Below are 15,180 nucleotides of genomic sequence, written 5' to 3' on the forward strand. Positions count from 1 at the left end.
TGGTTAATAGTTAATGGCTAATGGAAGACTGGCAATTAATAACTAACTACTAACTACTATCTACTAACTAATTACTCATAGCTAAATTACTAATATCATCAATATCCTTATTCATTAAATTATTAACAGTAGAGAGAAATTCATGCTCTAAATAAGGTTTAGTTAAGTAAGCGGTTGCACCTAATGCTTGTGCCAGTTGACGATGTTTATCAGCACTACGAGAAGTAAGAATTAAGACTGGTTTGTTTGCTAAATTTTAGCTTTGCCGAACATTGTTTAATAACTCAAAGCCGTTCATCCTTGGCATTTCAAGATCAGAAATTACGAGCGAAACTTCAGGATGTCGCTGTAATTTTTCTAAAGCATCTATACCATTTTGGGCTTGTAGTACTTGATAGCCAAATTTTTGGAGAGTTAGAGAAAGGGTTTGGCGGAGACTAATTGCATCATCAACCACTAATATGACTTTTGCTGTTTTATAATGTGGTTCTAGAGACTGATTGATTGCGGTTGTTGAAGAATTTGTGGAATCAGAAGCAGCTGGTAGCAGTGGGGATTGAACAGTGATTCCAGATAGGGGCAGGGCTTTTTGATGGAGTGAATGGGCTATTGGTAAAGTTACAATCTCAACTGTTACTTGCATCTGTTGAGACTCCAACAACATAAGACTATCAATCACTAAAATAAGGGTGCCATTTGCTAATGTCGTGCAACCATAAACATATTTAGGAGGAGCGATCGCACTGCCTAAAGGTCTAATTACTAACTCTTGCTCGCCGATGATTTGATCAACTTCTAAACCTAAAATTTCTCGATGGCGACGAAGCAAAAGTACGGATTTATTCGTTTGCCCGATATCATTGTTTGTGAGCCGATGAGATGATAGACTACTTCGGTTGAATGAACTATTGTATTGCATTAGTTCTGACAATTGCCGTATGCTAACTATACATTCATCCTGATCTGTACTCCAATACAAAGTTTTTCTACCTTCCAATTCTTTGATTTGGTCTGTATCAGGAAGTAAGATTTTTTCAATACTATCTAAAAGCAAGGCATAAACAGTATCTCCTGCTTGGACAATCATTAATTGTTCAGTAGTCATAGAAAAAGGAAGTTTGAGTGTAAATGTTGTTCCTTGGTTGGATACAGATTGAACTGCAATTGAACCATTTAATGCCTCTAGTTGAGAGCGAACAATATCTAAACCGATACCGCGTCCAGAGATTTCACTGACTTTACCTGCGGTAGAAAATCCGGGTGCAAATAATAGCTCTAATAATTTTTCTGTATTTGTAGTATTATTAACTGGTAAAAGTCCAAGCTCAATCCCTTTGGCACGAATTTTTTCTAAATTCAATCCTTGACCATCATCCCGCACTTCAATTAATGTTTGACTACCCTGATGATAGGCACAAATTTCAATTAAACCTTGTTCTGATTTACCTCTTTCACTGCGAACTTGCAGAGTTTCTATGCCGTGGTCAAAAGCATTACGCACTAAGTGTAATAATGGCTCATAAAGTTTTTCGGCGATCGCTTTATCGATTAGCACCTCTGTGCCGATAAGTTTCAATTCTACATTTTTGCCGTAAACATTTCCCAAGTTTTTTATCATCTGGGGAAAGCGATTTAAAATCTTTCCTAAAGGTAACATTCTTGCTGTCACCAAGTTATCTAACATACTCAGCACTAAACGCTGTTTTTTGTCCTTAATTTGATGTGCTTGCTTAATGAGTAAGTTAATAGAATCGACTGTTTCTTGTAGTTGTAGTGTTTCTTCTAAAACTTCGTGTAAAACTAAATTAAATTCTGAATATTCATCCATTTCTAAAGAGTCAAAATTTACTGTTGCAACATTTTGCAATTTTCCTTTATTAGCAAGATTTTGCGTTTTGAGGGGCAATTCTCTTAAATTATTTAAATTCTCTTGATGCCTAGCTAATTGTTGGAACAAATTTTCAATTAATTCTGTAATATTCTCGTCATTCAAAGCAACTTGTTTTTGGAAAATAAGTAATTCTCCTGCTAGATATTTAAGGCTTTGTAATGCTTTAATATCTACTCTAACAGATGAACTATGAAGTGCTTTTTCATTATATAAAGAAGAAGTTGGCTCTGAATTTTGAATATTTTTTATAATGTTGAGTTCAGGAATAACTTCAATCATTGTTTCAGGTGTTTCTTCTGTTTACTGCGCAATAATATTTGGTTGTTCAGGATGTTCTGTGAAATGAAATGTTTCAATCTCTGCTACATCTGTTAGTAATTGATGATCAGGGGTGGGACTTTCTGCTTGTCCCCATATTGCTTCTAATAAAGGATTGATTGTTTGCGAAGAGGTAAAGGTAGATATTTCTTTGACCGCCAGTAGGTTTTTTAACTTGTTATTGTTAATCCAATTTTTTTCTTGAGCTGTTAGAGGGGAACATAGTTTATATTGTTTTGCTAATTCGTCAACTTTACTTTTGAGGGTTTGAATTACTTGATTATTGGTGTCAGTAGAGTACTGAAATCTAGCGATCGCCAGTAAGATATTCATGATTGCACCCTGGCGATACAAACAAAGACTATAGCTCTCTTCTGGGTTTGGCAAAAACTCCCAAAAATCTTTTAACCAATTTTCAATATAATTAATAGTATTTTTTGGCAGAGAATTAGGAATTAATAGAGATAAGCTAAACTCTTGAGTTGGTATTTCTCGATAATGATTAAACCAACCTAAAAGATAGCGAATGACTGCTAGGTAAAATTTAGCAAGTACTGGCTTTAAAGGTTTTTTCCGATATTTACTATTAGTTATAAAATTATAGAATTCTTCTAATTCTATTTTCAAAAAGGTATTATTGATAGATTTAGTGACGATTTCATCTACAAGTTCTATAGATAAATCACTGGTTTTATTTGTGATTTCATTCGTAACCTTTGTTAATGTTTGCAAAGCAGAGGAAGATTCTCCACCACGAGTGCGATCGCCTGCTATTACCTTATCTCTAGCTTGTTGCAAATCTGCAAAAGCAATTTCTCCAATTTTGAGTGCCTGATTGGGATTAACTGTAAGTGCGGTAATAATATTCTGAGCAATTTCTCCAAAGCCTGGTAAGTTTAAAGATTCTGCCAAGCCGAGAAAAATCTCAGCATGAGAGCGTAATGTATCAGCTAGTTCAAGAGTATTTGATGGAGCTTTAATTACTTCGGCAATACTTTCTAGGCGTTGTGTTACTCCAGTTTCAAAAATAGATAGGACAATATCAAATCCTAATTCCTCAGATGTGGGAATATGAGTATCAGCACCAAAAGCATCTCCTAATTTTTCTTGCAACAGGGCAAAAACATAAGTTGCTCGCTGTAAAATCTCATCCTTATTAATATTACTTTGACTCTGTTCTGCAACTAAGGTAATTTGAAGACACTCATAAGCTTGAAATAGTAGCGATCGCAATTCATTATCAATTTCTATATCAGGATTGTAAAGAGTCTTAAATACATCTTCTAATGAATGGGTAATCTTGTTAATCAATTCTAGCCCAACGTTAGCAGCACCTCCTTTTAAAGTATGAGTAGCTCGCATTAAATTATGCACTTTTGTAACACTATATTCCTCCAGGCTAAAAAGCTCTTGCTCAATAATTTGTAGTAATTCTGGAGCTTCAGTTAGAAAGTAGATATAACCTTGTTCGCGAATATAAGAATCGGTAATCATATATTGATTGTTCAATTTTTAATTTTTGATATTTGACAAACGGGGAGCAGGGATTGGGAAAAGAGGATACGGAGACATGGGGACGCGGGGAGGTGGAGAATAATTTTACCCCTCTGCTCCTGGTGCTTCTTTCCTAGTCCCTAGTCCCTAATTTATTCGACTTTGAACTTACTGGCATTTGCTAATAAATCTTGGGCCATGTTTGATAAATGTTGGAAAATAGCAGCAATTTCATTCACTTCAGTAGTAGTTTTATTTGCAATTTCTGCTACATCTTTCATTGATGTTGTTACTGATGTAGATTGCAAGGTTTGGGTTTGGGTTGCTTCAGTAATCTGTTGTAGCAATTTAGTAATTTCGGCAGTTGCGGCAACCATAGCGTTCAGATTTTGGCGTGTTTCACTCACAAGATTTGTACCTTCTACAACTTGCTTAATACCTGTTTCCATTGCCATTGCAACTTCACCAGTTTCTGTTTGAATCTCCTGGACTAATTTTTCAATTTCAATCGTCGCAGCCGCAGACTGGCGAGACAAAGAACGAACCTCATCAGCTACTACTGCAAAGCCTTTTCCATATTCGCCAGCACGGGTAGCTTCAATAGCTGCGTTCAACGCTAGTACGTTTGTCTGTGTCGCAAAGTTACTAATCAAACTCACTACTTTCGAGATTTTTTGTGATGATTCATTGAGGCGTTTAATCTTTTTGCTAGTTTGGGCAACGGTTTCGCGAATTGCTTGAATTGCTTCTACAGTCGAGTTCATTGCTGTATCACCAGAGACTACTGTCTGGTTAGCTTGTTGCACAGCTATTTGTACTAAATCAGCGCTAATTGCTACAGCTTTGCTAGAGTCTAGCATTTGCTGAATCTCTCCTAATGCCTCAGTTATTTCCGTAGACTGTAAATTTGCTAAATTCTTTAGCTCTCCCAAAGAAGTATCGCTGCGACGAGAAGTGCTTGCTACTTGTTGGGCAGCAGCTTGTACCTGGATGACAATTTGACGCAAAGCTTGGAGAGTATTATTGTAGGCATCAGCGATCGTACCTAATTCATCTTCGGTGAGCGGCGCGCGTACTGTTAAATCACCATTGAGAGCCGATCTAACTGCTGCTAGTAGCTGCACTGCTCCTTTTTGCAACAATTCCTTGGCTGCCTTTTCTCTAGTGGCTGCTTCTGCAAGTTGTGCCGACTGTGTTTGTAGTTGTTGCAAGTATTCCCCTTTTTGTAGGGCGATGCTAAACTGCTCGGCGATTTGTTTAACTAAAGTAATCTCTTCATCCTGCCATTCTCGTGGGGCGCTACAGTGATGGATACACAATAAACCCCATAATTCATCTCCTTTAATCAACGGCACAATCAAATTAGCTCTGATATGAAATTGGGTAAGAATGTCAATGTGGCATTGAGTAAAATTGGCATTATGGATGTCGGCAACAGCTTGAATTCGACCTTCGCGGTAGCCCACAGCATACTGTTCTCCAAAACAATGATCGTGTATCTGTGCTTTCAGAACTGAGGAATATCCAGGAAGCGCGTCTTCAGCAACAAAGATTCCATCGTTGTAACCAGATTCGGGAATGAAACGGAATACTGCTACTCGTTCAGCGTTAAGCAAACTGCGAACTTCCCTTACCGTTGAGCGGAAAATTGTATCTAAGTCTGAAGATTCGCGGATGCGCTCAAAAATTTTGGACATGAGTTGCACCCGCTCGATCAACAATTGTTGTTCTTGTGACTGTACTTGTAGTTTTGCTAAGGAGTCTGCTTGTTGTATGGCTACTTCTAATAGCACACCAATCTGAGTCATGACATTCACTTCAAACTCTTCCCAGTGACGTGGTTCAGAGTTTTGATATGCTGCCACTAATCCCCACAGTTGATGATCTTTAAAAATAGGTTCTCTAAGATAAGCTTTGACTTCAAATTGCTCTAAAACTTCGATATGACAGGAGGTATGCTTTACCTGATAAATGTCATTAACAATAAAAGTTTCATGATAGCGATTGCGCCCTCCTTGGGTTTCTTGCAAGTGAGTATCTTCCCAGACAGTTTTAATATCTGAGCCTACCAATTGCACCCAACCACTCGCAACAGACTCAGCGATAAATGCACCACTCCAGTCAGAATTAAAACGGTAGACTGCAACGCGATCGCATTGTAATAATTGGCGTACTTCTTGAGTAGTAGTTTTGAAAATAGTATCGACATCTGATGCTTGTCGAATTTTGTCAATAACTTTGATTAATGATTTCTGCTGCTGTTGTTGCTGTTGTAATTTGCTTTGGAATTCAAAACTCTGCAATCTGTAAGTCAACTCTGTGGCAATTTGAGATAGTAAGGTAATTTCTACCTCTTGCCATTGCCTTTGTGCTAAACAATTATGAGCTACCAGCAAGCCCCACACCTTATCTTCAACAAATATTGGTTGGCTCAAACTAGTTTTGACTTGAAATTTATCAAACAGTTGTAATTGATAGGGAGTAATATCTACCTCTGTTGTATTGTTAACAATTATAGTTTCTAAATACTCTTTATTAGTAGCTAAACCAAAGGCAATAGCTGAAATATTTTCACCAATTGCAGGAGTCCAACCTGATGTTTTTGATTCTACTAACACAGTCCCAGTTTCAGCAGAGATAAAACGATAAATTAAAACGCGATCGCAAGCTAACTTTTCCCTAATCTCTCTAGCGACAAATTTAAATAATCTATCAATATCTGAAACTTGTCGCATTCCTTGAATAATATCTTGCAACTGCTGCCGCCAATTTTTGAATTGCTGCTCGATACTATCAATAGAATTTACTAAATTCATAGTGTCATTATTGTTTACCCAATGTTCACCATCAACATTATGAGGAAAATTTTCTTTACTTTCTTTATATACACTTGTCATTTTCAATACCTCAAGATCTAAATTCAAAAAATAATATTGTCAATTTCAAATATCTAAGTATCTTATTAATTATGAATATTCAATATGGGCGATTGGATGATTGCATTAGCATTCAAATTAATAATTAATTCCTCTTTATCATTAATAAAGTATCCATGTAATAAATGTGTAATATCTAACGAAAATAGTTCAGGATTAGTTGGTTTTATATTATTGGTATCTAAGTATTCAATGTCCATAATTTGACGTAGTAATAATCCTAAGTATTTATCTTCATTTTTTACTATAATAGCCATCATTTTTGAGAGTATATTCACTTCTTTTTTAAGAGGTATATAACCAAGTAACTCTTCTAAATTCACTAACCAAAGATATTTCCACGCCAATTATAAATACCAAAAACAGAACTATGCATTTGAGGAATACAACATATTTCTGTTAATGATACTTGCAATATTTCTGTAATATTTTGTAATAAAATTACAGCTATGCTCTTTGTACCTAAATTAAAACTTAAAAACTTTTGTCCCGAACTCAAAGAATTTCCTCCTGATCATAAATTTATAAAGTTGTGGGTTAAAAACTCCTTTAATAACTATAATTAATAATTTAGATATAGAAGTTTTTATAATATAATTATTTGATTAACTGGCTCAAAGTTGTAGTTAATTCTTGCTGATTAATTGGTTTAGATATATAAGCATCAGCGCCAAGCATAGTACCCCACATTTTATCGACATCACTATTTTTTGTTGAACACATAATAATTGGGATATAGCTAGTTTTAGGATCACTTTTTAGTTCACGGCAAATTTCATAACCACTTTTACCCGGCAAAATCACATCTAGAAATATTACATTCAGTTGATTTTGATTGATAATTGTTTGAACTTCGTCACTACTTTTAGCTTTGATTACGTAATAGCCTTGATTCTGTAAATACTTGCTAATAATTTCCATATCAGTAAAGCCATCTTCAACAACTAAAGCTGTATTCATATTTATGACCTGTAATTATCACTGAGCAACGGTAACTAAAAAACTCAGTTTTCTGAATTTTTTATGAAATTAAACATCTAACATGATTGTTCTATTTAATTTTGTGTTATTAAATTAGCGGATGCTTCAGTAAAATTACTAATGAATTATATTTTTGCTGAAACTGGAACGTACTTTTTAATTACATCCATCACCTTATCAGTTACTATTGGTTTGGTCATAAAACCTATTGAACCAACAACTTTAGCTCGCACTCTATCCAAAAGACCATCGCTACCAGTTAAAATAATTATAGGTGTGTTGGCAAATAAAGAAATACGTCGTAGTTGAGCACAAATTTCGTAACCATTAACGACTGGCATAATCAAATCTAAGAAAATTATGTCTGGCTTATGCTCAATTAGAATTGATAAAGCTTGTAATGCATCTTGAATCTGAATAAATCTCATCCCTAAAGGCTTGAGAATTCGTTCCATTAACTGACAGACTTGAGAACTATCATCTATACATACAACAAGTGGTATATTTGATGTCTCGGCTTTGCTATTTATAGACTGATTTTTAACCTCAATCATTGGTAAAGGTAAATCAGAAATTTCAACTAGCTCAATTGTTCCTTTGAGGATATAGGGGAGCAATGAACGAGTAACAGGCAAAACATTCTGCTTCATCTTTAGGGCTAATTCACGAAGAGTATACTTGCCATTAATTAAAGTGACAAAGTTTTTATATACACCAGAACTAACCTGATTTTGAAGTAGCTCTAGTCTTATTAATATTGGTGCCAAATTAGGAGAAAAATTTGCTAAACCAGCTTCTGACCAGTTTTTCCAAGATTCTCGCATCTGTTTAAGAGATGTATCTGCACTCGTGAAGCTCATCGGCATTTCTAAAATAACTTTTTGACTACGCTCACAACTAATGGAGGAAAAATTTGCTTGTTGAGCTAAATCGAATAACAATTCTGCAAGAGTATTTTCCACAATTAAATTAACTTGCTCTCGCTTAATTTGCTGTTTTTCATATAAATTTTCAAGTAGGCAATAATCCCAATAATCTCTTGAAAAATCTTGAGAAAATAATTGCATTTTTTCAATCTCAATATTGGGACAGTATTGAGCTACAAGTCTACGCCATCGTCGAAAGGGATGATTTCCTTCTGTTACCCATACTATTCGTCCCAAACGATAATAAAAAGTCCATTTAACTCCCTTAGCACTTTGTGTATGTAATTGACCGCTATACTGTATTTGTGTACAATTTTGAAATTCATTTATTAAACCAGTGGCTACTATTTTTTCCATATTTATTCGTCATTGTTAGTTTTATTAAATAGAAGGCAGCTACCTATCAACTCATAGTCTTAACAATACAGACTAGCTATTTAGCCGCCACAAAATGTTTTGCAATCAGCAAAACTACAAATATTATTTATTTAGCAATCTATAAAAAGCTTTTAAATTGTATTTTTATTAATTAATGGGTTTAACCAGCTGCATAAACTATCAAAAATCTAATTTATACTTAGATAGTTTTCAAAATAAGTATTAATTTATACTTGTGAATTAGTATTAACACATAGAAAAAAGTAGATTGTTTCTACAGTATATGTTTTTAGCCTAAACGATTTACCTAATTAAGCTTTTATGTGGTAACTAATTGTACATAATTTGGTCATCAGATGACAAATTAATTCAAAAAGGTGCGTTATACTGAGTAACACACCTGAATAAGCCATTTAAATTCAAGTTTTTTTGTTTCAATTTATTATCAAAGAATTAATTAATGGATTGTAGTTGGTGACCGACTGCTTCTTTTTTTACTTTTGTTTGTTGTTGCTTCAAAAATTCCAGCTGTGCTTCTAATTGTGCTTTTACTTCATGACGGAACGTGAAAAAATGTTCGCCAACACTTAAAGCAACCAAATAGTCATAAAATAAATGTGGTTTTTGAAGTGCGATCGCAAGCAACTGCCACCAAAAACGGAAACGAGTCGAGCGAAGGACACCCTGTCGCCAACAAATCTTTGGGAACAGACGCAACTCATGCCAACCAATATAGCGTTTGCTCTGTGGGCGCTTACCCTCCATCATTTTAAAATGGCGAAATGTGCGTTTGAGATAGGGCATCGGCTCATACAAATTCCAGAAAGCATCAATATACTCTCTGACAATTTCTTCTATTGGACGAGTGGGAATGAAGTTGATCAGAGATTTTTGGAAAGTAAAGTAATTTCCTAACTCTTCTAATAGTCGTCCTTCTTGCTTGAGGCGAGTCCACATTGCTGTATTGTGCAATGCTTGCAGTAAACTCAGATGAGCTTGAGGAATACCAGTGTCTTCAATAAATTGCTGAATACGCCGTCCTGCTCCTGGCTTTTCACCATCAAAACCGATGATAAAGCCAGACATGATTTGCAATCCAGCTCGTGTAATTTTATGGCAAGATTCGATTAAGGACTGGCGGGTATTCTGCTCTTTGTGAATTCCTACCAAACTTTCTACATCTGGCGTCTCAATACCCATAAATACCATTGTAAATCCGGCCTGCACCATCAGTTCTATTAATTCATCATCCTCCGCCAGATTCAGGGATGCTTCAGTGATCAAAATAAATGGATAGTTGCGTTCTTGCATCCAGGGAATCAAAGCACGGAGAAAGACTTTAGCATTGCGTTTATTGCCAATAAAGTTGTCGTCTACGATGAATATTAATCGCCGCCAACCCATTTGATACAAAACTTCTAACTCAGCCAGCATCTGCTCTGGCGTTTTTGTGCGCGGCTTGCGACCAAATAGATTGATAATATCGCAAAATTCACACTGGAATGGACATCCTCGCGAAAATTGCACTGTGATTGCCAGATAAGCATCTAAATCCAGCAAGTCAAAGCGCGGTATTGGTGTTTGAGTGACATCAGGTTTTTCTGTTGCCCGGAAAATACCTCGTTCTTCTCCTTTTGCCAAGGCTGCTAAAAACATAGGGATGGTACATTCTCCCTCATCTAAAATAAGGTAATGCGCTCCTACTTCTAGGGCAAACTCCGGTACTGAAGTTGGAAAAGGGCCACCTACTGCCACTTTCTTACCTAAAGCTACTCCTTTTTTAATTAATTCCCAGAAATCTTTTTTCTGGATAATCATTGCAGAGATAATAACAATGTCACACCATACCCATTCGTCATCTGTCTCTGGGCGGACATTACGATCTACCAGACGAATTTCCCAGTCCTTAGGTAACATTGCCGCAATTGTGATTAAACCTAATGGTGGATTGGTAGCACGTAAACCACTTAAATCAAGTGTTTCTTGGTAAGACCAGAAAGAATTGGGCATTATAGGCCAGAGTAGTAAAGCTTTCATGCAAATACCCCGGAATCTAAGAAAATACTTAATTACTTTCAAGGTTAATGCGACTGTGTTTGACCAGACTTTAAGTTTTATCGACTTTTGTAAACTAAATCTACTTAATTCAGTAAAAATTTCTAGATGCTAATCATAGTATGTAGAACTTTAGTATGCAGACGCTTACTAATATCTTAGTCCTGTTCTAGTAAAAACTATATGAGGACTGAGATACTTAAAAAATTTGGTGAAAGAGTAAGAGATGAAAGATTAAAACAAGGTCTTTCGCAGGAGGAATTAGCTGAGAAAGCAAGTCTTCATCGGACATATATAGGAATGATTGAAAGAGCCGAAAAGAACATTACTCTCATCAATATCGCGAAAATAGCTAAGGCTCTGGAAATGAATGTTGATGAATTATTAAAAGGAATTAGTGAAAAATGAGGTTGATTGAAGAAAAATGGATTAATGATATTTGTGAATACTGCCGTTCGCTAAATATATCAACTGGTGATTGAATTTTCCATGTACTCTAAATTACAGCAAATATTGCCATCTAAAGATTGGACTATAACGAAGCCTATGATGAACGCACAAACTGGAAATCATGACATAGATATTATGATTCGGCACAATCAGACTGGTAAAATCATATCAGTTGAATGTAAATTGGCTGACAAAGGAATGTTTAATGTTGCACAAAGTTCCAGAACAGGTGCTTAGAAAAGGGGTGATTATTTAATAAAGGTTAAATGTATGCGCTCACGTACAACTAAAACACCTGAAAAAGTAGCGTTGATATCACAAAAGCTTGGTGTCACTCCAGAATCATTTCTTAATTCATAGCGATCAATACCGTCCATCAAATTTCAATGTAGTTACTACATCTATAGGAAATGCTTTTTATCAAACCCTAGAGGATGAAAATGGTAATTTGATGTATAAATTTGAGCCAACAAAAGAGGGAAGGCAATTTATAAAAAGGCTTAAACTCTCTTCAATTAATGAAGCGTTTTTGCAGGGATTCGTTTATAACAAAGTTTATCTTGTATATTCATTAGATATTGCTGTATCTGATGAAAATGGTGTAGCTTGTACAAGACAAGCTTGTTTAGATAAGCATAACTGTGGGTTTATTCCCAACTATCCGATTATTAATTTTGGAAATATTGAAGAATTATCACCTGAAACTATTTCTTCTCCCCAAAATGCTTGGGTAGAAATTGAGAAAAGTCTTCAATTTTTTGAAGAGCTTTTAGAGAGAATCTAGGATGCTAACACTAATTGTTGTGGATTTTCAGGTATAAGATTGATTGAATCATAATTTAATATAAAGACTTCCTTCCCTTGATAGCGTTCTCCTTTATAGTTAAATATGTATTTATCAGTGCTTCATCAATATCGTTTAACCAGTTTTTTTAACATTTTGTTTTGCAAAAAATATAGAAGCTCCTCCAGCAAAAGGTTCTGCATAATATTAATGAGAAGGAATGTGCTTAATAATTGTGCTTAATAATTAGATTACGAGCATAAAATTTACCACCAGCATAGCGAAAAAGTGAATTGATGGGCTTGTTCATTACTATCAAATTTTTGCATATAATTTATTTGCTAACTATAGTATACATCAATGTATATTGTCAAATATAATAATAAATAAATAGATATTTATATTAAGATGTCTGTTGAATTATTGTATTTAGAAGTATGTCTCATCATGCTCTAGCATACCTGTGAGTATTAAATAACTATTGCTATTGCAGTATTAATTCATACTCTGATTAGGTCATAGAATATTTGGATACAGCATTTTAATTTAAGTATCTTAGAGTGACAGCAGGCTACAAGAATTGATATTACGTTATGTCTGATAGGCAACGAATACTTTCTGGTGTTCAACCAACTGGTAATCTACATTTAGGCAACTACCTGGGTGCAATTCGCAACTGGGTAGAAGGGCAGAGTCAGTATGAGAATTTCCTCTTCATAGCTGATTTGCACGCCACTACAGTGCCTCACGATCCAGCGACACTGGCGGCTAATACTTACACCCTAGCTGCGGCATATCTCGCCTGCGGGCTTGATTTAAACTATTCAACCATTTTTGTGCAGTCTCATGTCCCTGCCCACGCAGAACTTACCTGGTTACTCAACTGCATCACACCTCTGAATTGGCTAACAGATATGATTCAATTCAAGGAAAAAGCACTCAAGCAGGGTGAAAATGTTGGTGTAGGTTTGTTGGACTACCCGGTGCTGATGGCATCTGATATCTTGCTGTACGAAGCGGATAAAGTTCCAGTGGGTGAAGATCAAAAGCAGCACTTAGAACTAACACGGGATATTGTTAACAGATTTAATCACCAATTTGCCGAACCAGATCAACCAGTGCTGAAGTTACCAGAGCCTTTAATTAGAAAGGAAGGGGCAAGGATCATGAGTTTAACAGATGGGACTAAGAAAATGTCCAAATCCGATCCTTCTGAGTTGAGCCGGATCAATTTGCTAGATTCTCCGGATGAAATTAACAAAAAAATTAAGCGCTGCAAAACTGATCCGATTCGTGGTTTGGAGTTTGACAATCCTGAGCGTCCAGAATGTAATAATTTGTTAACCCTATATATGTTACTTGCTGGCAAGACTAAGGAAGAAGTAGCCGCTGAGTGTCAGGATATGGGCTGGGGACAATTTAAGCCATTATTAACAGCAACAGCAATTAACGCTCTCAAACCCATCCAAGAAAAATATGAGGCGATAATAAACGACAAAAGCTATTTAGAGTCGGTATTGCGGCATGGGAAGCACAAAGCAGAGGCGATCGCAAACCACACTCTTACAAAAGTAAAAACTGCTATGGGGTACTCTCTGCCATTATGAGCTTTTCTGAATGGGGTGACATGTGCTATAGCTGTACCCAATGAAAGAAAACTTCATTGTTATGCTGGCTACGAGAAATCCAATTCCTTTAACTTCTTTCCGTGCAGCTGCGAAAGCAGGTGAGTTCTTGATTACCGCCGAGGTAGCACCACCAAAAGGCGGTAATCCAGAACATATGTTAAAAATGGCGGCTACCCTTAAGGGGAGGGTGCATGCCGTCAATATTACCGATGGTAGCCGAGCAGTGCTACGGATGAGTTCTGTAGTCGCATCGGCGATTTTGCTACAACATGGTATTGAACCGATTTGTCAGATCGCTTGCCGCGATCGCAATCGGATTGGTTTGCAAGCTGATCTCATGGGCGCTCATGCTCTCGGTATCAGGAATATCTTGGCTTTGACAGGCGATCCTGTGAAAGCAGGTGATCATCCGGAATGCAAAGGTGTATTTGATTTAGAGGCTGTACGCCTGCTACAAGTTATCCAGAAACTAAATCATGGTGTTGATTGCAACGAGCAACCTTTATCTGATGGAGCACTGGATTTATTTCCCGGTGCAGCAGTTGACCCCCAATGTGCTAGTTGGTCAGGTTTACAAACACGATTTGAACGTAAATTAGAAGCTGGAGCGCAATTTTTCCAAAGCCAACTAATCACGGATTTTGAACTGCTAGAAAAGTTTATGGATAAAGTTGCCGCAGGCTGCAATAAACCGATTTTAGCAGGAATTTTCTTGTTGAAATCGGCAAAAAATGCTCAGTTTATTAATAGATGCGTCCCGGGTGTAAATATTCCCCAGCACATTATTGATAGATTGGCTCAAGCTAAAGATCCGTTAGCAGAAGGCGTGAAAATTGCCGCCGAGCAAGTCCAAATTGCACGGCAATTGTGTCAGGGTGTCCATATGATGGCAGTCAAGCGCGAAGATTTGATTGTGCCTATTTTAGAGATGGCTGGTGTCGTACCATTTAACTGGGTGGCGCTGAGGTAAATAGAATAACTTCGTGTCTTGTTCAAGCGGCTGGTTTACTCCAGCTGCTTTTTTATTTTTGATGGTAGGTGCGATCGCTCTAGCAATGTGATTGTAACGCTAAGATGCTAAAATAGCTCTACAAAGCTGGGTTAGAACTTGTAAAGAAGCTATCCTGGAGCATTAACAGACTCCCATACCAACTTTCCATAGCGATCGCCTCAGAGAAATGAGAAGAGCGTAAAACAAAAGCAACATAGCGACAAAACCCAATCTCAAATAGTGCGATGACATTGGTACAAAAAACCAAAGCCTCCTGTAGATGAGTAAAGGAGGCATTTTTGATTAGATTAGTAATAAAAAACCTGGCACCGAGCTATTTTCACGTGG

10 protein-coding genes and 2 pseudogenes are annotated in these 15,180 nt (G+C 36.5%); 5 read left to right on the forward strand and 7 right to left on the reverse strand.

Annotated features, from left to right (window positions below):
• Positions 1-67 precede the first annotated feature (67 nt).
• The 6 genes and pseudogenes from QUB80_RS34520 to QUB80_RS34545 all read right to left on the reverse strand — a co-directional run bounded on the left by QUB80_RS34520 (position 68) and on the right by QUB80_RS34545 (position 10,961).
• Positions 68-3,703 (reverse strand): annotated as a pseudogene (locus QUB80_RS34520) (hybrid sensor histidine kinase/response regulator).
• Between the two features lie 152 nt (positions 3,704-3,855).
• Positions 3,856-6,600 carry a GAF domain-containing protein gene (locus tag QUB80_RS34525; RefSeq protein ID WP_289793974.1) on the reverse strand — a complete coding sequence of 915 codons (2,745 nt, stop codon included), beginning with the start codon at positions 6,598-6,600 and terminating at the stop codon, positions 3,856-3,858.
• Between the two features lie 65 nt (positions 6,601-6,665).
• Positions 6,666-7,138 (reverse strand): annotated as a pseudogene (locus QUB80_RS34530) (chemotaxis protein CheW).
• 98 nt (positions 7,139-7,236) lie between these two features.
• Entirely contained in the window at positions 7,237-7,599 is a 363-nt protein-coding gene (locus QUB80_RS34535) for a response regulator transcription factor (protein WP_289793975.1), read from the reverse strand.
• 146 nt (positions 7,600-7,745) lie between these two features.
• On the reverse strand, positions 7,746-8,903 hold the full coding sequence (locus QUB80_RS34540; RefSeq protein ID WP_289793976.1) for a response regulator: 1,158 nt from the start codon (positions 8,901-8,903) through the stop codon (positions 7,746-7,748).
• A gap of 474 nt (positions 8,904-9,377) precedes the next feature.
• The gene (locus QUB80_RS34545; RefSeq protein WP_289793977.1) at positions 9,378-10,961 is read right to left on the reverse strand and encodes a B12-binding domain-containing radical SAM protein; all 1,584 of its coding nucleotides are present in this window, start codon (positions 10,959-10,961) and stop codon (positions 9,378-9,380) included.
• Between the two features lie 201 nt (positions 10,962-11,162).
• Between QUB80_RS34545 and QUB80_RS34550 the strand changes: the two genes are divergently transcribed.
• From QUB80_RS34550 to QUB80_RS34570, 5 genes are all read left to right on the forward strand, one after another.
• The gene (locus tag QUB80_RS34550) at positions 11,163-11,387 is read left to right on the forward strand and encodes a helix-turn-helix domain-containing protein (RefSeq protein WP_289793978.1); all 225 of its coding nucleotides are present in this window, start codon (positions 11,163-11,165) and stop codon (positions 11,385-11,387) included.
• A 138-nt stretch (positions 11,388-11,525) separates the two neighbouring features.
• Positions 11,526-11,666 carry a hypothetical protein gene (locus QUB80_RS34555; RefSeq protein ID WP_289793979.1) on the forward strand — a complete coding sequence of 47 codons (141 nt, stop codon included), beginning with the start codon at positions 11,526-11,528 and terminating at the stop codon, positions 11,664-11,666.
• Between the two features lie 91 nt (positions 11,667-11,757).
• Positions 11,758-12,213: a hypothetical protein gene (locus tag QUB80_RS34560; RefSeq protein WP_289793980.1), complete on the forward strand. Its 456-nt coding sequence runs from the start codon at positions 11,758-11,760 to the stop codon at positions 12,211-12,213.
• Between the two features lie 593 nt (positions 12,214-12,806).
• Positions 12,807-13,820: a tryptophan--tRNA ligase gene (gene trpS, locus QUB80_RS34565; protein WP_289793981.1), complete on the forward strand. Its 1,014-nt coding sequence runs from the start codon at positions 12,807-12,809 to the stop codon at positions 13,818-13,820.
• Between the two features lie 40 nt (positions 13,821-13,860).
• On the forward strand, positions 13,861-14,811 hold the full coding sequence (locus tag QUB80_RS34570) for a methylenetetrahydrofolate reductase (RefSeq protein ID WP_289793982.1): 951 nt from the start codon (positions 13,861-13,863) through the stop codon (positions 14,809-14,811).
• Positions 14,812-14,929: 118 nt separating this feature from the next.
• On the opposite strand, the gene QUB80_RS34575 is transcribed toward QUB80_RS34570, so the two are convergent.
• Entirely contained in the window at positions 14,930-15,100 is a 171-nt protein-coding gene (locus QUB80_RS34575; RefSeq protein WP_289793983.1) for a hypothetical protein, read from the reverse strand.
• Positions 15,101-15,180 lie beyond the last annotated feature (80 nt).

The sequence above is a fragment of the Chlorogloeopsis sp. ULAP01 genome (assembly GCF_030381805.1).
Taxonomy (GTDB): domain Bacteria; phylum Cyanobacteriota; class Cyanobacteriia; order Cyanobacteriales; family Nostocaceae; genus Chlorogloeopsis.